Genomic DNA, 17,296 nt, shown 5'->3' on the forward strand with positions numbered 1-17,296 from the left:
GTTGGGCAGCGGGCTGGGGTTGTCACTCATTGCGTGGTTTCTCCGCGGATTCCTCGTAGTCGTCCCCCACCGCGATGTCCCCGTCGTCGGACCCCGTCCAGGTCACGTGCAGGTCCCCGAGCGGCTCTACCTGCTCGAAGGTCACCGCCGACTCCCGGAACAGCTCCAGCACCGCCAGGAACCGCGCGATGACCTCAAATGTCCCGTCGCAGTCGGACACGAGCGCACGAAAGGTGGCCCGCCGCATCCGGCGCAGGTGCATGACCAGGATCGCCGCCTGCTCCTTGACGCTGGCCAGCGGCTGGTAGATGTGCCCGACGTTGACGGTGGGCGGCAGCTTGGGGGTGAAGGCGCGCGCGGCGATCCTGGCGAGTTGCTCGGGTCCGATCCCCAGCACCAGCTCGGGTAGCAGGTTGGCGAACTGCGGCTCCATCAGCACGGTACGCGGAAAACGCAGCGCCTCCTCCGCCATCCGCCCCGCGAAGACCTTTGCGACCTCTTTGTACGCCCTGTACTGCAGCAACCGCGCGAACAACAGGTCCCTGGCCTCCAGCAGCGCCAGGTCCTCCTCGTCCTCCACCTCGCCGGACGGCAGCAGCCGAGCCGCCTTCAGGTCCAGCAGCGTGGCCGCCACCAGCAGGAAGTGGCTGGTCTGGTCGAGGTCCCACTCGGGCCCCCGCGAGCGGATGTAGGCGATGAACTCGTCGGTGACCTTGGAGAGCGAGACCTCGGTGATGTCCAGCTTGTGCTTCGCGATGAGGCCGAGGAGCAGATCGAAGGGTCCCTCGAAGACGTCCAGGTGGACCTGGAAGCCCTGGGGGTCGCTCTGCTCAGCGGTGGTCACCTGGACATTGTCGCAGGCGCCGGCCAGCGCGACAGCACCTCACGGGCCAGCTCACGGTAGGCGTTGGCGCCGAGGGAAGACGGGTCGAACGTGGTGATCGGCTCGCCGGCGACGGTCGCGTCGGGGAAGCGCACCGTACGGTTGATCACGGTGTGGAACACCTTGTCGCCGAACGCCTCCACCACCCGGGCCAGCACCTCGCGCCCGTGCAGGGTGCGGGCGTCGTACATGGTGGCGAGCAGGCCCTCGATCTCGAGGTCCTCGTTGAGACGCTCCTGGACCTTGGAGATGGTGTCCATGAGCAGCGCCACGCCGCGCAGCGCGAAGAACTCGCACTCCAGCGGCACCATGACCCCGTGGGCGCAGGTCAGCGCGTTGATCGTGAGCAGGCCCAGGGACGGCTGGCAGTCGATGAGGCACACGTCGTAATGCGGCAGCAGCGGCTTGATCACGCGGCCGAGCACCTGCTCGCGGGCCACCTCGGTGACGAGCTGCACTTCGGCGGCCGACAGGTCGATGTTGCTCGGCAGCAGGTCGAGCCCCTCGACGCCGGTCTCGAGCAGCACGTCCTCGGCGGTGACGCTGCGCTCCATGAGCAGGTTGTAGACGGTCAGGTCGAGCTGGAGCGGGTTGATGCCCAGCCCGACGGAGAGCGCGCCCTGCGGGTCGAAGTCGACCAGCAGCACCTTGAGGCCGTATTCGACCAGCGCGGCGCCCAGATTGATGGTGGTCGTGGTCTTGCCGACCCCGCCCTTCTGATTGACCATCGCGACCACGCGCGCGGGGCCGTGCACGGCAGGGGGCACCGGTTCGGGGAACACCGGCCTGGGCCGTCGCGTGGGCCCGAGATTGACGCCGTTGGAAGGCGTGTTGGTCTTCGTGTCGCCCCAGGGGTTGTCGGGGGTCCCCGGGGTTGAACCCTTGGTCGTCACAGTCACCAGCTCGAACCTCCCTGACGATCCCGAACCGGACCGTCCGGACGGACACTATGGCGTCACCACTTAACGCGGCAAGGCGGCACGCCGAGGGCGCCGCACGTCGCAAAAGACTATAGATCACTGCCGGGCACGAGGATGCGCGGCGGCGTAGACCTCCCGGAGCTTGTCAACCGTGACCAGGGTGTAGACCTGCGTGGTCGTCACCGAGGCGTGGCCGAGCAACTCCTGCACCACCCTAACGTCCGCGCCTCCGTCCAACAGATGAGTTGCGAAGGAATGCCGGAGAACGTGCGGACTTATCCCGTCGAGTCCGGCCCGTTCGGCGGCCGCCTGGAGCACCTCCCAGGCTCCCTGCCTGGTCAGACGCCCGCCCCGGGCGTTCAGGAAGACGGCTGGAGTGCCGCGTCCGTGGGCGAGCAGACCAGGACGGGCCCGCACCAGATAAGCGTCCAGGGCGGAACGGGCATAGCGCCCCAAAGGTACGACGCGCGTCCGGCCGCCCTTGCCGCGCAGGCGTACCTGGTCGACCTCGAGGTCGTCCACGGCCAGCCCGACGGCTTCGGAGATGCGGGCGCCGGTGCCGTACAGGACCTCCAGGAGAGCGCGGTTGCGCAGCGTCAGGGGCGCGCCGTCCGGGCCTGAGGCGGCGATGAGCTGTTCGACCTCGTGCACGGCGATGGCCTTGGGGAGCCTGCGGGGCAGGCGCGGCGGGCGTACCTGGTGGGCCGGGTCGTGAGCGGTCACGCCTTCGCGCAGGGCGAAGCGGTGCAGCCCGCGCACCGCGGACACGGCGCGGGCGGCCGAGCTGGCGACGAGCGCCGGGTGGTCGCCGTCGCCCTCGCGCAACGCGGCGAGGAAGGCCTGGACGTCGGCCTCCCCCACCTCATCGAGCTCGGCCCGGCCGCGTGCCTGCAGGTGCTCGAAGTATCGGCGCAGGTCACGACGGTAGGACGCGAGCGTGTTCGCGGCCAGGCTCCGCTCCACCGCCAGATGGGCGAGGTAGCTGGAGAACACTGCCTCCACGAACCGGTCCTTCCGTCACGCCTCCGGGGCGTCGGCGGGGCGCAAGCACTGAAAACCCTCAACCGAAGCCGCATATGCGGCGAGGATACCGGCCACGGCCGGGGAATTGTGGATCATTCCCATGAGCGCCCGCTCGACCGCGTCGGTCAGGGGCACCCATTCGACCGGCATGTCGATTTCCTCGTGCCGGTGGACGAAGCCGTTCTCCTCGTCGGGGATCTTGGTCAGGTCGCGGGCGAGGAAGACCCGGATGCGCTCATCGCTCATGCCGGGCGAGGAACGCAGGTCGACGAGCGTCTGCCAGGTCCCGGCCCGGTAGCCGGCCTCCTCGGCCAGCTCCCGGGCCGCCCCCTCGACCAGCGGCTCCCCTTCCACGTCCCGGATCCCGGCAGGCAGCTCCCACATCAACTGGCGGGTGGGGTGCCGGTACTGCCTGATCATCAGGACGCGGTCCTGGTCGTCGAGGGCGAGCACGGCGACGGAGCCGGGATGCACCACGTAGTCGCGGTCGGCGACCTCGTCGCGGGGCATCTCGACGGTGTCGGTGACCACGCGGATGACGCGGCCCGAGAACCGCTCCTTCGTCTCGACGACGTCCCACGCCTCGGGCGTGTCTTCTATCTTCACTTACCGACCCTAGCGCCGACGCGCCCGTCGGCGTAGATGAGGGCCGCGCCGATGAGGCCCTTGAACATCGGGTTGGCGCGGGTGGGGCGGGAACGGAACTCCGGGTGCGCCTGGGTGCCGATGAAGAAGGGGTGGACGTCCACGGGCAGCTCGGTGTACTCGACCAGGCGACCGTCGGGCGACACGCCGGAGAACACCATGCCCACCTGCTCCAGCTGCTCCCGGTAGGCGTTGTTGACCTCGTAGCGGTGACGGTGGCGCTCGTCGGCCTTGGCCTTGCCGCTGTAGAGCTGCCGGGCGAGCGTGCCCTCGCCGAGCTTGGCGGTGTAGATGCCCAGGCGCATGGTGCCGCCCATGTCGCGCTCGCCGGCGACGACGTCCTCCTGGTCGGCCATGGTGGAGATGACCGCGTGCTTGGTGTCGGGATCGAACTCCGCCGAGTTGGCGTCCTCGATGCCGGCCATGTTGCGGGCGGCCTCGATGACCATGCCCTGCATGCCGAGGCAGATGCCGAGCAGCGGGATCTTGTTCTCGCGGGCGTGGCGGATCGCGCCGATCTTGCCCTCGATGCCGCGCACGCCGAACCCGCCGGGGATCAGGACGCCGTCGACGCCGTCGAGCTCGCGCTCGGCGCCGTCGGGGGTCTCGCAGTCGTCGCTCTTGACCCAGCGGATGTTGACCCGCGCGTCGTTGGCGAAGCCGCCGGCGCGCAGGGCCTCGGTCACGGACAGGTAGGCGTCGGGCAGGTCGATGTACTTGCCGACCAGCGCGATCGTGACCTCCTTGGCCGGGCGGTGCACGCGGCGCAGGAGCTCCTCCCACTCCTTCCAGTCGACGTCACGGAACGGCAGGCCGAGCCGCCGCACGACGTACGCGTCGAGCCCTTCGGAGTGGAGCACCTTCGGGATGTCGTAGATGGAGGCGGCGTCCACGGCGGAGACCACGGCGTCCTCGTCCACGTCGCACATGAGGCTGATCTTGCGCTTGATCGCCGTCTGCACGGGCCGGTCGGAGCGCAGCACGATCGCGTCCGGCTGGATGCCGATGCTGCGCAGCGCCGCCACGCTGTGCTGCGTCGGCTTGGTCTTGAGCTCGCCGGAGGGCCCGATGTACGGCAGCAGCGACACGTGCAGGAAGAACACGTTGTCGCGGCCGACCTCGTGCCTGATCTGCCGGACGGCCTCCAGGAACGGCAGCGATTCGATGTCGCCGACCGTGCCGCCGACCTCGGTGATGACCACGTCCACCTCAGAACCGGCCATGCCCCTGATCCGGTCCTTGATCTCGTTCGTGATGTGCGGAATGACCTGGACGGTGTCGCCCAGGTATTCGCCCCGCCGCTCCTTGGCGATGACGTTGGAGTAGATCTGCCCGGTGGTCACGTTGGCCGAGCCGTGCAGGTCGGTGTCGAGGAACCGCTCGTAGTGGCCGACGTCGAGGTCGGTCTCGGCGCCGTCGTCGGTGACGAACACCTCGCCGTGCTGGAACGGGTTCATGGTCCCGGGGTCGACATTGAGGTACGGGTCGAGCTTCTGCATGGTGACCCGGAGGCCGCGTGCCTTGAGGAGGCGACCGAGGCTGGATGCCGTGAGCCCCTTGCCGAGACTGGAGGCGACACCGCCGGTGACGAACAGATGCTTGGTGTGCGATGCGCTGCGCAAAGGGGCTCCCGTGGCTCGAGGTGTGGTCGAAGTGTCCACGGGCTCTCAGGATATCAAACAACGCCCCTCACATGCTCGAACAGACATGACCTAGCGGTAACTTTGGTCCCTATGTCATTAGTACGGCGGGCCGTGGGCACGCTGATTCACCGTACCTACACGGCGATCCGCCGCGCGGGCGCGATCTCTGCGGCCTCTCCGGCCGGTTACCGGTTCCGCCGGTTGGGCGACGGGGTCAGCATCGCGTTCCCTCCCGGCGCGATCTTCGGCGAGCAGTGGATCGAGATCGGCGACCACACGCTGATCGGCGAGCGCGTGTCGCTCTCGTGCGGGATGATGCCGGGCCCGGACCTCGGCCCGAACTCGATTCTGCGTGTCGGCCGCGGCTGCTCGATCGGCCGGGGCTCGCACATCGTGGCGCACCAGTCGATCGACATCGGCGACGACGTCTTCACCGGCCCGTACGTCTACATCACCGACCAGAACCACGTCTACGACGACCCTGACGTGCCGATCGGCCGGCAGTGGCCGCGCAACAGCCCCGTCTCGATCGGCTCGGGCTCGTGGCTGGGCGCGGGTGCGATCATCCTGCCGGGCACCACGCTGGGCCGCCAGTGCGTGGTGGCCGGCGGGGCGGTGGTCCGCGGGCGGTTCCCGGACTACAGCGTGGTCGCCGGGGTGCCGGCCAAGCGGGTGCGGGGTTACACGCCGGAGCTGGGCTGGCATGCGCCGAACGGCGTTGTGACCGTCGAACCGGGGATGGACCGAACATCCTTCTAACCGTTAGCGTCGTGTCATGCGGACCGCCATTTGTGAGCGCCTGGGCATCGAGTTCCCCCTGTTCGCCTTCAGCCACTGCCGGGACGTGGTGGCGGCGGTCACGAACGCGGGCGGGTTCGGGGTGCTGGGCGCGATCGCGTACTCACCGGAGGAGCTCGACACCGAGCTGACGTGGATCGACGAGCGTGTCGGCGGCCGGCCGTACGGCGTGGACGTGCTCGTCCCCGGCAAGATCGACGCCTCGGCGCTGGACCAGGCCGCGCATCTCCTGGACTTCATCCCCGACCGGCACCGCGACTTCGTCGCGCACCTGCTGTCCAAGTACGGCGTGAGCGCTTCCGCGCAGCCCCTGACGGCGGCCGCGGACGAAATCGGCAGGCGGGTGACGGCCGCGGGGGCCACGGGGCTGATCGACGTGGCGTTGAAGCACCCGATCGGGCTGATCGCCAGCGCGCTGGGCCCGCCGCCGCAGGAGATGGTGGCGAAGGCCAGGGAGGCGGGCGTGCCGGTGGCCGCGCTGGTCGGCACGGTCGAGCACGCCCGCAGGCAGGTGGCGGCGGGCGCGGACCTCATCGTCGCGCAGGGCACCGAGGCGGGCGGGCACACCGGCGAGATCGCCACGATGGTGCTGGTGCCGCAGGTGGTGGACGCGGTCGCCCCGGTGCCGGTGCTGGCGGCCGGCGGGATCGCGTCGGGGCGGCAGATGGCGGCGGCGATGGCGCTCGGCGCGGACGGCGTGTGGTGCGGCTCGGTGTGGCTCACCACGGAGGAGGCGGAGACGTCGCCCGCGGTGAAGCGCAAGATGCTGGCCGCGTCGTCGCTGGACACGGTCAGGTCCAGATCGCGTACGGGCAAGCCGGCCCGCCAGCTCAAGTCGGCCTGGACGGAGGAGTGGGACTCAGGGCCGGAGAGCCCCGGGCCGCTGGGGATGCCGTTGCAGATCCTGCTGTCGGAGGGGGCGATGGCCCGCATCGGGGCGGCGGCGGAGAAGGGCGAGCCGGGGGCGGTGGAGCTCGTCAACTACTACGTGGGGCAGGTCGTGGGCCAGCTCGACCAGGTGAAGCCGGCCCGCCAGGTGGTCTACGACATGATCAGCGAGTTCGGCGAGGCGGTGGAGCGTCTGGCCCGCCTGTCGGAGTGAAGACGTACAGGTAGGGGTGGCGTGGCCGGACCGTGCCGTCGGCGGCGGCCTTGGCCAGGGCGAGCGCACCGTCGGCCGAGGTCCCGAGCGGCGGGGTGAAGCGGGCGCCGGGCAGCGACTCGCGCACGGTTTCCTGGAACGGCTCCATCAGCAGGTCGGCGGCGTCGAAGAGGCGGCCGCCCCAGGAGAAGACGGGGTCGAGCCCGGTCGCGGCGGCGACAGCGGTCTGGCCGAGCTGCCTGCCGGCCTCGGTCCAGATCCGCCGGGCGACCGGGTCGCCCGCACGGGCCGCCTCACCGACGCACGGCGCGAACGACGCCAGGTGGTGTGCCGCCGAGCCCGACTCGTAGACGAGCGCCACCAGGTCGAGGGGGTGACCGAAGCGGGCGGTCATGCGTTCGAGCAGGGCGGCGGAGCCGCCGGCCCGGCCGTCGTGGGCGCGTAGGGCGGCGTGCAGGCCCTGCGCGCCGATCCAGGCGCCGCCGCCGTGGTCGCCGAGCAGGTGCCCCCACCCGTCGGCCTGGTTCCAGACGCCGTTCATGTCGGTGCCGAGCGTGATGACCCCCGTGCCGGCCGCGACGACGACCCCCGGCTGGAAGCCGAGCGCGCCCACATGCGTGGTCACCAAGTCACCGGCGACCACGAGCGTGCCCAGGCCGAACCGCTCCCCCAGCGCCTCCCACAACGTTCCCGGGTCCTTGACCAGGCCCGGCAGCCCGGTCACCCCGACCGCCATCGCGGCGAACCGGTCGACGGCCGGCACACCGCCCTGGACCGCCCTGTCCTGACCGAACCCGCCGGTCCGGGCGGGGACCGTCTCCTCGGCGACCAGGGTCGCCTGGTCGACGACCGTGGCGATCCGGGCGGCGAGCCGGTCGAGGTCGACGTGGCCCCGGTCGCGTGGCACCGGCGCCGCGTCCGCTCCCTGGGCGGTCATCCCTTCGACCTCGATCCGGACTCTGACTCCGCCGCCGCCGACGTCCACGCCGGCGAATCCGGTCCGGCTCATCCGGCGTGCCCGCCGAGCGCGGCCACGGCCGACCGTACGCCCTGGCCCGTGCCGAGCGCGGCGCGGGCCTCGGCGGCGGAGCAGCCGGTGAGCAGCCGTACGAGCGCCTCGGGGATGGCCCCGTCCGCCTCGGCGAGGGCGGCGCGGCAGGCGTCCGCGCCGGCCCCGGTGGCCTCGGCGAGCAGGCTCACCGCGCGCTCGGCCAGCTTGGCGTTGGTGGCGACGAGCCCGACCATGAGGTTCCCGTACGTCCGCCCAGCCTTGATCATCAGTGCCGTCGAGAACGCGTTCAGCAGGACCTTGGTCGCCGTGCCGGCCTTGAGCCGGGTGGACCCCGTCAGCGCCTCGGGTCCGGTGTCGGCGACCACCACGATCTCGGCCAGATCACGCAGCGGGGCGTCCGGATTGCAGGTGACCAGGACCGTGAGGGCGCCCGCGGCGCGAGCCGCGCGCAGGGCGCCGGCGACGTATCGCGTCGAGCCGGACGCCGTGATGCCGACCGCCACGTCCCCCGCCCCGAGGGCCTGGGCGTCGGCCTCGCCCAGCGGCTCGGCGTCCTCGCGGTCGATGGCCGAGTCGGTGAGCGCGGCGGGCCCGCCGGCGAAGTGGGCGGTGAACAGCTCACGCGGCACGCCGAACGTCGGCGTGATCTCGGTGGCGTCCAGCACCGCCAGCCGCCCCGACGCGCCGGCGCCGAAATAGTGCACACGACCGCCGTCCGCCAGCCGCCCGTGCGCCGCGTCCACGGCGTGGGCGAGCGGCCCGGCGGCGGCGCGGGCCGCTTCGACGGCGCGGGCGTCCTCGTCCAGCAGAAGCCGCAGGACGTCGCCGGACTCCAGCGTGTCGATGTCGGCGGTGCGGGGGTTGCGGCGTTCGGTGGGCGGTTCCGCCTGACTCATCGTGCTCCTCATCGTTCGTCCTCCAGTACGCCCGCGTACGCAGTGTGCAGCCGGCGCGACTCCGCCGCCAGGTCGCCCGGCACCACAGGGGCCGCGCCTTCCCGCAGGAAGGTCTCGGCCCGGTCGCGGAGCCGTTCGCGCAGCTCCGCCTCCGCGCCGACGTCGCCGGCGAGCGCGCGGCCGAGGTCCCGCGCCCACAGCTCCCAGCGGTCGCGGTAGTAGCCGCCGACGAGCCCCGCCCAGTGCCGGCCCGCGTAGTCGTCGAGCAGCGGGCTGTCCGAGGTGCCCCACACCGTGAGGATGCGGCGCGCGTTGTCCTGCAAGACCGCGCGGTCGCCCGGCCCGGCGGCCCAGGACACGGCCTTGGCCTCCCAACGCTGGAAGGTGTACTCGGGGCGGCAGGCCAGCATCCGGTCGAGGTCTTCGAAGACCCTCAGGAACCGGGCCACCGCCTCCGGGCCGCCTGCCGACTCCACGACCTCGAGGTAGCGGCGGTCGGCCACCCTGGCCATGTACGCGATGCCGGTCTCCACGAGGTCGTGCCCGAGCGGGCCGGCCACCAGCCCGGGCTCCTGCTCGGCCACCGCGATCATCCGCTCCCAGGCCTGCGCCAGCACGGACGGCTCGTACCAGAGGGCACGAGAGATGTCAGGCGTCCGCGTGTAGGAGGGGTTGGTGAGGAGCACGCCCTTGAACTGGTCGGGCGCGGCCCGCAGGCTCTGCGCGCTGTAGACGGTGTCGAGGAGCCCGCGCCAGGCCGCCCGCAGCTCGGCCGTCCGCCGGCCCTCGTAGCGCTGGGCCACGTAGGCGTCGAGCCAGGCGTCGAGGTCGGGTACCCGGTTCCAGATCTGGTCGGCCGCCAGCTCGAAGAAGACGGGGTTGTTGCGGGTGGCCTCCATGGACAGGCCGATGCCGGTGGGCGGGCGAGGCGCCGCCAGGGCCGCCTCGATCCCGGCAGGCACACCGCGCAGGTCGGCGACCGGGTCGGTGCGCCCGCCGAAGTTGAGCAGCGAGCACCACAACCACGGCTTCCCGGAGAACCCGTCGAACTGCCCCCACAGCGGATCGTGCTCCGCCCACAGGTCCGCCACGAGCATCCGGTCGCCCGGAATCGCGTCGAGGAAGGTGGTGACGCGGTCCTCGGTCCAGAACTCCCGCTGGTACGAGAACGGCCAGGCCTGCATGAGCCAGACCGCCTCCGAGTCGGCGGCCCGCAGGCCGGCCAGCGTCGCCGCCGCCACGGCGCCGGGGAAGGCCGGGTCGGCGTCGATGGGGATCATCTCGATGAACGGGTCGGCGGCGTACAGGTGGTCGGTGCCGAAGAGTTTGATCTGCGCGCGGGTGATCTCCGCGCCGATGCGCGCGTACAGCGGGTCGGCCGGATCGAGCACCCAGGTCTCGAAGCCCTGCCACTGACGGCGACCGGCACGCGCCGCCGAGGCGATCTCGCGGGGCACGTGTCCGGTGAACGCCGGGAGCACGGGCGTCATGCCGAAGGCCCGCTCACGGTCCAGGATGCGCGCCCCGAGCTCGCGGTGGCCGTCGATCCAGGACGAGGAGAGCGGACCGGCGAAGTCGTCCAGGCAGCCCATGAACTGGAACGGCAGGTAGCCAGGACCGCCCAGGAAGCCGCGGATCCGGTCGTCGTCGAGACCGAGAAGCGTGTAGGCGGCGTGCAGCGCGGCCTCGTGACCGGTGACGGCGAGCGGCATCGTGATGCCGTGCAGGGCCATCCAGTCGATCTCGCGTTCCCAGTCGGCCCAGTTCCAGTAGGGCATCGTGTAGCTGAAGGTGCAGAAGTTGAAGTAATACCCCTCCCGCACCCGCGCCGCCCCTTGATGGAGCGGAGCGTCGGGAAGGGACGTCAGCCCCAGGGGCAGCGGCGTGTCCCAGCCGACGGACCTGCCGCAGTGTTCCCGCAGGTAGTGATGGAGCCCCACGGACGCGCCCACCCCGTCCGTCGCGGCGACGGTGAGCACGCCGCCCTTCGCCTCGTACGCGTACGCGCGGCCCGCACCGCGAGCACCGTCACTCGCGGCGGAGCTCGCGAACCGGACCGACTCCGCCACGGACCCCAGCACACGATGGGCGAGGCCGCGGACGGTGTCCGCCCACAGCGGCGTATGCTCGCCGTCACCGGGCAACATCGCAGGTCACATCCCTCGACGAATTAGTTCCGTACGATACATAATTAATATGCTAGCGTACCGGCACACGAGAGAAGGGCTCGGAGAGGTCGATGGAGCAACTGGTCGCCGCGGGCACGCAGTTCATGCGGGAGGTCAACGCGGCCGCGATCCTGAGCCGGCTGCGGGCCGAGACCAGCATGAGCGTGTCGGCGCTGGCCAAGGCGGTGGGGCTGTCCAGGCAGGCGGTCACCCGCTCGCTCAACGCGCTGGCCGAGGAGGGCCTCGTCGAGTTCGGCCCCCTGGACCGCGACTCCAACCGGGCCGGGCGGCCCGCGCAGCTCGTACGCTTCCGCGCGGAAGCGGGCCACGTGCTGGGCCTGTCGATCAGCCCCCAGGACGTACGCGTGGCGGTGGCGGATCTGTCCGGCACGGTCACCGCGACCGACGCGATGCAGCTCGGCCCCGATCCCACGGGTGAGCAGGTGGTGGAGACGCTCCTGTCCTCGGTGGCACGGGCGCTGCGCGCGACGGGCCTGACGACCGGCGACCTCTGGTTCGCCTCGGCAGGCACCCCCGGCATCGTCGACCCGGCATCCGGGATCATCAAGCTCATCCCGAGCATGCCCGGGCTGACCGGCGACGTCCTCCTGCGCCGGTTGCGGGAGGCGCTCGGCTGCCCGATCTACCTGGACAACGACGTCAAGCTGGCGACGCAGGGCGAGCGGTGGCGCGGCGCGCAGCGGCCCGAGGACTCGCTGGTGATGGTTCACTGGGGCGAGCGCGTCGGCGCCGGCATCGTGCTCAACGGCGAGCTCTACCGCGGCGCCTCCAACGACGCCGGCGACGTCGGCTTCCTCGACCTGTTCACCGAGTTGGCCGGCGAGTCCCGCCACCCCCACGGCCTCGGCCCGTTCGAGGACCGGGTGGGCGGCGAGGAGATCGTGCGCCAGGCCGCGGCGGCGGCCGGACGCGCCGGCGACGGCGTGTTCCTGGCCCGGATCGAGGCCGCGGGAGAGCGCGCGTTCGAGACCGTGCTGGACGCCGTCGTCGACGGCAGTCCGCCGGCCCTCGAGGCGATCGACGTGGTGGCGCGCCGTTTCGCCAAAGGCATCGCCGTGATCAGGGCCATACTCAACCCCCGGCTCGTGGTCATCGGCGGTCCGCTGGCCAGATGCGGCGAGCCGCTGCTTGCCGCGCTCCAGCGGCACCTGTCCGGCGAGCCGCTGGACCAGCCGGCGCTGGAGGTCTCGACCCTCCAGGAGGACGCCGTCGTCCACGGTGCGCTGCTGCACTCGCTGGAGGAGATCGAGCGCACCAGGTTCGGCCTGGTGAGAACGGGTCGTCATGAGGGCCGTTGACGACCCGACGTCACCACCCCCCGATAGAGGAGAAAGGTCATGCGTATGACGACACCAGCCCGGCGGCACACGCTCGTGGCGCTAGGCGTCACGGCGGCACTCGCTCTGACGGCCTGCGCGGGCACCAGTAGCCCGGGCGCCACCACGGCGCCGAAGATCGACGTATCGACGACCATCCCCAACGACCCGGTGACGCTCACCCTCGCCTATACCAACGACCCGCCGACCAAGGCGCTCATCGACGGCTTCACCAAGAAGCACCCGAACGTCACCGTCAAGCCCCAGATGACACCGTTCAACGACTACATCAAGTCCATCAAACTGGCGATGTCGTCCGACGCGGCGCCGGACATCGCCCAGTACAACCCGGGTGCGATGAACTCCCTGATCCCGGCCGGCCTCATCCTGGACCTCAGCCCGTGGGCCAAGGCGTACGGCTGGAACACCAAGTTCCCGCCGGCCAGCCTCGAGGTGCTCAGCTCCGACAAGGCGGCCAAGCAGTTCGGGACCGGCAGCCAGTACGCCGTGCCCGGCGGCCTCTCCGTGCTCGGCGTCTTCTACAACAAGAAGATCGTGCAGGAGGCGCCGAAGACGCTGGCCGAGTTCGAGGCCGCCATGCAGAAGGCGAAGGACGCGGGTCAGACCCCGCTGAGCAACGGCGCGCTCCAGGTCGGCGGGTTCCACCTCTGGAACGCGCTGCTCAATGTCACCGGCGACGTCAACGACTACCGGTCCTGGGTGTACGGCAAGCCGGGCTCGACGATCGAGAACCCGGCCGCACTGCAGGCCACCCAGATGCTGGCCGACTGGGCGAAGAAGGGATACATCTCCAGCTCGGCGAGCGCCACGGCGGACGCCGACGCGCTGGCCGGCTTCGCCAAAGGCGACAGCGCCTTCCTGATCACCGGTAACTGGGCCGCCTCCACCCTGGAGACGGAGATGAAGGACGACGTCGGCTTCTTCCTCATGCCCACGGCATCGGCGGACAAGCCGGCGAACGTCGCCTCCGGCGCGAGCGTCGCGTACGCCATCTCGTCGAAGAGCAAGAACCCGAACGTCGCCGCCGCGTTCCTCGACTACCTGAGCTCGCCGGAGGCGGCGAAGATCGAGTTCGACGGCGGGTTCATGCCGGTCGACACCAAGGCCGAGCTGGGCGCCGAGGGGCTGCGCGGCGACATCGCGACCGTCTTCGCGCAGGTGGCGCAGAACAACGGGATCGTCCCCTTCCCCGACTACGCCTCCCCCGGCATGATCGACAAGCTGACCCCCGGCATCCAGGGCCTCATCAACGACAAGATGAAGCCCGACGCCTTCCTCCGTTCCCTGCAGGAGTCGTGGGACGCCCACCATGGCTCGTGAGCTGACCTCGTCCGTCTCCCCGCCGCGTGCCGCCGAGGCCCGCGACGGGGGGCGGGCGGCCCCCGGGCACGCCCGTCCCCCGCACTGGCGCGGACGGCGAGCGCGCGGCTGGTTCTACGTGCTGCCCGCGCTCGCGGTGTATCTGGGATTCGCCATCTGGCCGGCGCTGAACACGCTGCGCCTGTCCCTCCTGACCTGGGACGGCATCCTGCCGCCCACTTGGGCGGGCCTCGACAACTATGTCGAGATTTTTCAGGACTCGGCGCTGTATGAGGCGATCCTGCACAGCCTCGTGCTGATCATCTTCTTCTCGTTCATCCCCATCTGCGTCGGGCTGCTCATGACGGCGCTCCTGATGGGGAAGGTGCGCCGGGGGATGACGTTCTTCCGGGTCGTCTTCTTCCTGCCGCAGGTGCTGCCGCTCGTCGCCGTCGGCATCACCTGGCGGTGGCTCTACAGCGATTCCGGCGTCGTCAACCAGTTCCTCGACGCGGTCGGGCTGGGGGCGATCACCCGCGCCTGGCTGGGTGACTATCAGCTGGCGCTGATCGCGCTCGGGCTCATCGGCACCTGGGTGATGAGCGGGCTGTGCATGATGCTCTTCCTGGCCGGCGCGCAGAAGATCGACTCGTCCCTCTACGAGGCCGCCAAGCTCGACGGCGCGGGGGCGTTCCGGCAGTTCCGCCACGTCACCCTGCCCGGGGTGCGCAGGGAGATCACCGTCGCCGGCGTCATCACCACGATCGCCGCGCTGGCCAGCTTCGACCTCGTCTTCGTCACGACGAACGGCGGCCCGGCGGGGCAGACCAACGTGCCCGGCCTGCTGGTCTACCGGCTCGCCTTCAACGAGGGCGACATCGGCGGCGCCAGCGCGCTGGCCGTGGTGCTGACCGTGATCGTGGTCGCCGTCGTCAGCGCCGTCCGATACTTCACCAGGGAAGATGAGAGTTGAGCATGCGCGGCGGTGTCAGTCTCAGGTACGGAGTGCTCGTCCTGCTGGCGGTCATGGTGCTGGTGCCCTTCGCCGGCATCATCCTGGCCGCCCTGCATCCCCCCGGCTCGCAGCTCAACGGGCTGAGCATCCCGGACCAGTGGTCGTGGGAGAACTTCACGCTCGCCTGGGAGCGGGGCAACATGACCGCCCTCATGCGTTCGAGCCTGCTGATCGCGGCCTTCGTGGTGCCGCTGTCGGTGGTGCTGGCCACGCTGGCCGGCTACGGGCTGGCGATCCTGCGGGTGTGGGGCCACCGGACGTTGTCGTTCGGGTTCGTGATGGGGCTCACGCTGCCGATGGAGCTCATCGTGGTGGCGCTCTACTTCAACCTGCGGGAGGTCGGGCTCACCAACTCGTACGTCGGCATCATCCTCGCCGAGGCGGCCCTGTTCATGCCGTTCGGGGTGTACTGGATGCAGACGCACTTCTCGAGCGTGCCCGAGGAGCTCGTCGAGGCGGCCCGCATCGACGGCGCCAGGGACCTCGTCGTGCTGGCGCGGGTGCTGGTGCCCATCTCGTGGCCGGCGATCACCACGCTGTCGGTTCTGTACCTCATGTGGTCGTGGAACCAGTTCATGCTGGTACTGGTGATGATGCAGGATCCTGATCGGCGTACCGCGCCGAGCGGGCTGGGGCTCTTCGTCGGCGAGCACACGACGGACATCCCGTTGCTGGCGGCGGCCTGTTTGATCGTCATCGCCCCGATCGTCGTCGTGTACCTCCTCTTCCAGCGCAGTTTCGTCAGCGGCATCACCCAGGGCGCCATCAAGGGCTGAGACCTTGGCGTACACCCCACAGCCCGTGCCAAGATGCGGTGTGGTCGGGACCCCGCCTGAGCTGGAGCGCGGCACCGGCATCCCCGCGCACGTGCAGATCGAGCGATGGCTGCTCGACTCCATCGACCGGGGCGAGCTGGCGCCGGGCGACCGGCTGCCCGGCGAGCGCGAGCTGGCCGGCCGGCTCGGCGTGAGCAGGATGACCCTCAGGCAGGCCCTGGCGACCCTGGAACACGACGGCGTGCTGGTCAGGACGCCCGGCAGGACGGGCGGCGCGTTCGTGGCCGAGCCGCGCATCGAGTGCGATCTGACCGGCCTGGCCGGATTCACCGAGCAGATGCGCCGGGCCCACCTGCGGGCCGAGGCGAGGATCCTGACGGCGAGGACGGTGCCGGCGACGGGCACGGTGGCCAGGGCGCTGGAGGTGGCGGCGGGCTCGCCGGTGCACGAGGTGGTCAGGGTGCGCTCGGCCGGCCGCTCACCGGTGGCGCTCGAACGCTCCTACTTTCCCGACCTGCCGGGCCTCCTCGACCAGGACCTCACCGGCTCCCTCTACACCCTGCTGGCCACCCACTACGACCTGGAGCCCCGCACGGCGGTCGAGCACCTCGACCCGGTGATCGCCCGTCCCGGCGACGCCGCGGAGCTGGGCGTCGCGCCGGGAACAGCGCTCATGCTGATCGAGCGCACGGCGTACGCGGCGGACGGCACGCCGGTGGAGTTCGCGCGCGACCTGTTCCGGCCCGACCGGGTCAGGCTCTCGGTACGCAGCGGCGTCAGGGGACCAGCGGGGTCTTGACCACCGTGCCCGGCACCCACGCCCCTTCGACCTCGATCTCGACCTCGGCCCCTGTCTCTGCCGGCAGGTAGGCGTAGGCGATGGATTCGCGAGCGGTGTAGCCGTACCCGCCGGAGGTGACGCGGGCGACGACCCGCCCGTCCAGCCGGACGGGCTCGTTGCCGAGCGCCACGGCCCTCGGGTCGCTCAGGGTCACGCACCGCAGGCGGCGCTCAGGGGCCGGGTCCAGCGCGTCCCTGCCGAGGAAGTCCTTGTCCGGCTTGACGCAGAACCCGAGGCCCGCCTCGTAGGGCGTCGTCTCGGGCCCGATGTCCGCGCCCCACACCCGGTACCCCTTCTCCAGCCGCAGGCTGTCGATGGCCCGGTAGCCGCCGGCCACCAGCCCGTACGGCTCGCCCGCCCGCCACAGGGCCTGCCACAACGCCAGGCCGTACTCGCTGGAGCAGTAGAGCTCCCAGCCGTGCTCGCCCACGAACGTCACCCGCAGCGCCTGCACCGGCACGTCCCCCACGGTGATCTCCCGCGACGACATGAACGGGAAGTCCATCGGGTCCGGGGTCAGCTCCTTGACGATGTCGCGGGCGCGCGGCCCCCACAGGGCGAAGCACGCGTACTGGCCGGTCACGTCGGCGATCCTGGCCGTCGAGCCGGTGTGCGCGGCCTGCTTGCGCAGCCACCCCAGGTCGTGCGAGCCGAACGCGGTGCCGGTGACGATGAGGAACTCCTCCTCGCCGCGCCGGGTGACGGTGAAGTCGCACTCGATGCCGCCGCGCCGGTTGAGCGCCTGCGTGTACGTGACCGCGCCGGCCTCACGGGCGACCCGGTTGTCGCACACCCATTCCAGCAGCTCCGCCGCGCCGGACCCGGTGACCTCGATCTTGGCGAACGAGCTCTCGTCGAACAACCCCGCCGTGGTGCGGGTGGCGCGGTGCTCGACCCCGATCGCGGGCGACCACAGC

16 protein-coding genes are annotated in these 17,296 nt (G+C 70.9%); 7 read left to right on the forward strand and 9 right to left on the reverse strand.

The genetic code is table 11. The annotated features are described in order from the left end of the window. Positions 1-22 precede the first annotated feature (22 nt). The 5 genes from ETD86_RS43160 to ETD86_RS43180 form a co-directional block, all read right to left on the reverse strand. A complete protein-coding gene (locus ETD86_RS43160) occupies positions 23-844 on the reverse strand; it encodes a segregation and condensation protein A (RefSeq protein WP_138672426.1) in 822 nt (273 codons plus the stop codon). Continuing rightward, complete coding sequence (locus ETD86_RS43165) at positions 841-1,782, reverse strand: ParA family protein (protein WP_138672427.1); 942 nt, start codon at positions 1,780-1,782, stop codon at positions 841-843. The genes ETD86_RS43160 and ETD86_RS43165 overlap by 4 nt, the downstream gene beginning before the upstream one ends. Before the next feature lie 117 nt (positions 1,783-1,899). Then, positions 1,900-2,805 (reverse strand): site-specific tyrosine recombinase XerD, encoded by a 906-nt coding sequence (locus tag ETD86_RS43170; protein ID WP_138672428.1) that lies wholly within the window; start codon positions 2,803-2,805, stop codon positions 1,900-1,902. A 15-nt stretch (positions 2,806-2,820) separates the two neighbouring features. Next, positions 2,821-3,432: an NUDIX domain-containing protein gene (locus ETD86_RS43175; RefSeq protein ID WP_138672429.1), complete on the reverse strand. Its 612-nt coding sequence runs from the start codon at positions 3,430-3,432 to the stop codon at positions 2,821-2,823. After that, entirely contained in the window at positions 3,429-5,093 is a 1,665-nt protein-coding gene (locus ETD86_RS43180) for a CTP synthase (RefSeq protein WP_138672430.1), read from the reverse strand. The genes ETD86_RS43175 and ETD86_RS43180 overlap by 4 nt, the downstream gene beginning before the upstream one ends. 111 nt (positions 5,094-5,204) lie before the next feature. Here ETD86_RS43180 and ETD86_RS43185 point away from each other — a divergent pair, with 111 nt between their 5' ends. Together ETD86_RS43185 and ETD86_RS43190 are read left to right on the forward strand one after the other, a co-directional pair. Next, a complete protein-coding gene (locus tag ETD86_RS43185; RefSeq protein WP_138672431.1) occupies positions 5,205-5,873 on the forward strand; it encodes an acyltransferase in 669 nt (222 codons plus the stop codon). A 16-nt stretch (positions 5,874-5,889) separates the two neighbouring features. Then, entirely contained in the window at positions 5,890-7,014 is a 1,125-nt protein-coding gene (locus ETD86_RS43190; protein WP_138672432.1) for an NAD(P)H-dependent flavin oxidoreductase, read from the forward strand. Here the strand turns inward: ETD86_RS43190 and ETD86_RS43195 are convergent. From ETD86_RS43195 to ETD86_RS43205, 3 genes are read right to left on the reverse strand one after another with little or no spacing between them, the layout of a single operon-like run. Next, entirely contained in the window at positions 6,965-8,023 is a 1,059-nt protein-coding gene (locus ETD86_RS43195) for a BadF/BadG/BcrA/BcrD ATPase family protein (RefSeq protein ID WP_138672433.1), read from the reverse strand. The genes ETD86_RS43190 and ETD86_RS43195 overlap by 50 nt on opposite strands. Continuing rightward, positions 8,020-8,922, reverse strand: a complete 903-nt coding sequence (locus ETD86_RS43200) for an N-acetylmuramic acid 6-phosphate etherase (protein ID WP_211370671.1) — start codon at positions 8,920-8,922, stop codon at positions 8,020-8,022. Before ETD86_RS43200 ends, ETD86_RS43195 begins: the two co-directional genes overlap by 4 nt. A gap of 8 nt (positions 8,923-8,930) precedes the next feature. Further along, a complete protein-coding gene (locus ETD86_RS43205; RefSeq protein ID WP_138672435.1) occupies positions 8,931-11,069 on the reverse strand; it encodes an alpha-N-acetylglucosaminidase in 2,139 nt (712 codons plus the stop codon). A gap of 92 nt (positions 11,070-11,161) precedes the next feature. Here ETD86_RS43205 and ETD86_RS43210 point away from each other — a divergent pair, with 92 nt between their 5' ends. The 5 genes from ETD86_RS43210 to ETD86_RS43230 are packed head-to-tail and all read left to right on the forward strand — an operon-like array spanning position 11,162 to position 16,337. Next, a complete protein-coding gene (locus ETD86_RS43210; protein WP_138672436.1) occupies positions 11,162-12,409 on the forward strand; it encodes an ROK family transcriptional regulator in 1,248 nt (415 codons plus the stop codon). A 45-nt stretch (positions 12,410-12,454) separates the two neighbouring features. After that, entirely contained in the window at positions 12,455-13,768 is a 1,314-nt protein-coding gene (locus ETD86_RS43215; RefSeq protein ID WP_211370672.1) for an ABC transporter substrate-binding protein, read from the forward strand. Next, complete coding sequence (locus ETD86_RS43220; protein ID WP_138672438.1) at positions 13,758-14,720, forward strand: carbohydrate ABC transporter permease; 963 nt, start codon at positions 13,758-13,760, stop codon at positions 14,718-14,720. The genes ETD86_RS43215 and ETD86_RS43220 overlap by 11 nt, the downstream gene beginning before the upstream one ends. A gap of 2 nt (positions 14,721-14,722) precedes the next feature. Beyond that, positions 14,723-15,538 carry a carbohydrate ABC transporter permease gene (locus tag ETD86_RS43225; protein ID WP_138672439.1) on the forward strand — a complete coding sequence of 272 codons (816 nt, stop codon included), beginning with the start codon at positions 14,723-14,725 and terminating at the stop codon, positions 15,536-15,538. 40 nt (positions 15,539-15,578) lie between these two features. Continuing rightward, the gene (locus ETD86_RS43230) at positions 15,579-16,337 is read left to right on the forward strand and encodes a GntR family transcriptional regulator (protein WP_170223570.1); all 759 of its coding nucleotides are present in this window, start codon (positions 15,579-15,581) and stop codon (positions 16,335-16,337) included. On the opposite strand, the gene ETD86_RS43235 is transcribed toward ETD86_RS43230, so the two are convergent. After that, on the reverse strand, positions 16,315-17,296 hold a 982-nt coding region (locus ETD86_RS43235), incomplete at its 5' end, for an aminomethyl transferase family protein (RefSeq protein ID WP_138672441.1). The genes ETD86_RS43230 and ETD86_RS43235 overlap by 23 nt on opposite strands.

Origin of the sequence: Nonomuraea turkmeniaca (assembly GCF_005889735.1) — a bacterium.
GTDB classification, from domain to species: Bacteria; Actinomycetota; Actinomycetes; order Streptosporangiales; family Streptosporangiaceae; genus Nonomuraea; species Nonomuraea turkmeniaca.

Coding starts and splice junctions, on each gene's coding strand:
- ETD86_RS43185 (WP_138672431.1), top strand. CDS start 5,205: ATGTCATTAGTACGGCGGGCCGTGGGCACGCTGATTCACCGTACCTAC.
- ETD86_RS43190 (WP_138672432.1), top strand. CDS start 5,890: ATGCGGACCGCCATTTGTGAGCGCCTGGGCATCGAGTTCCCCCTGTTC.
- ETD86_RS43195 (WP_138672433.1), bottom strand. CDS start 8,023: ATGAGCCGGACCGGATTCGCCGGCGTGGACGTCGGCGGCGGCGGAGTC.
- ETD86_RS43200 (WP_211370671.1), bottom strand. CDS start 8,922: ATGAGTCAGGCGGAACCGCCCACCGAACGCCGCAACCCCCGCACCGCC.
- ETD86_RS43205 (WP_138672435.1), bottom strand. CDS start 11,069: ATGTTGCCCGGTGACGGCGAGCATACGCCGCTGTGGGCGGACACCGTC.
- ETD86_RS43210 (WP_138672436.1), top strand. CDS start 11,162: ATGGAGCAACTGGTCGCCGCGGGCACGCAGTTCATGCGGGAGGTCAAC.
- ETD86_RS43215 (WP_211370672.1), top strand. CDS start 12,455: ATGACGACACCAGCCCGGCGGCACACGCTCGTGGCGCTAGGCGTCACG.
- ETD86_RS43220 (WP_138672438.1), top strand. CDS start 13,758: ATGGCTCGTGAGCTGACCTCGTCCGTCTCCCCGCCGCGTGCCGCCGAG.
- ETD86_RS43225 (WP_138672439.1), top strand. CDS start 14,723: ATGCGCGGCGGTGTCAGTCTCAGGTACGGAGTGCTCGTCCTGCTGGCG.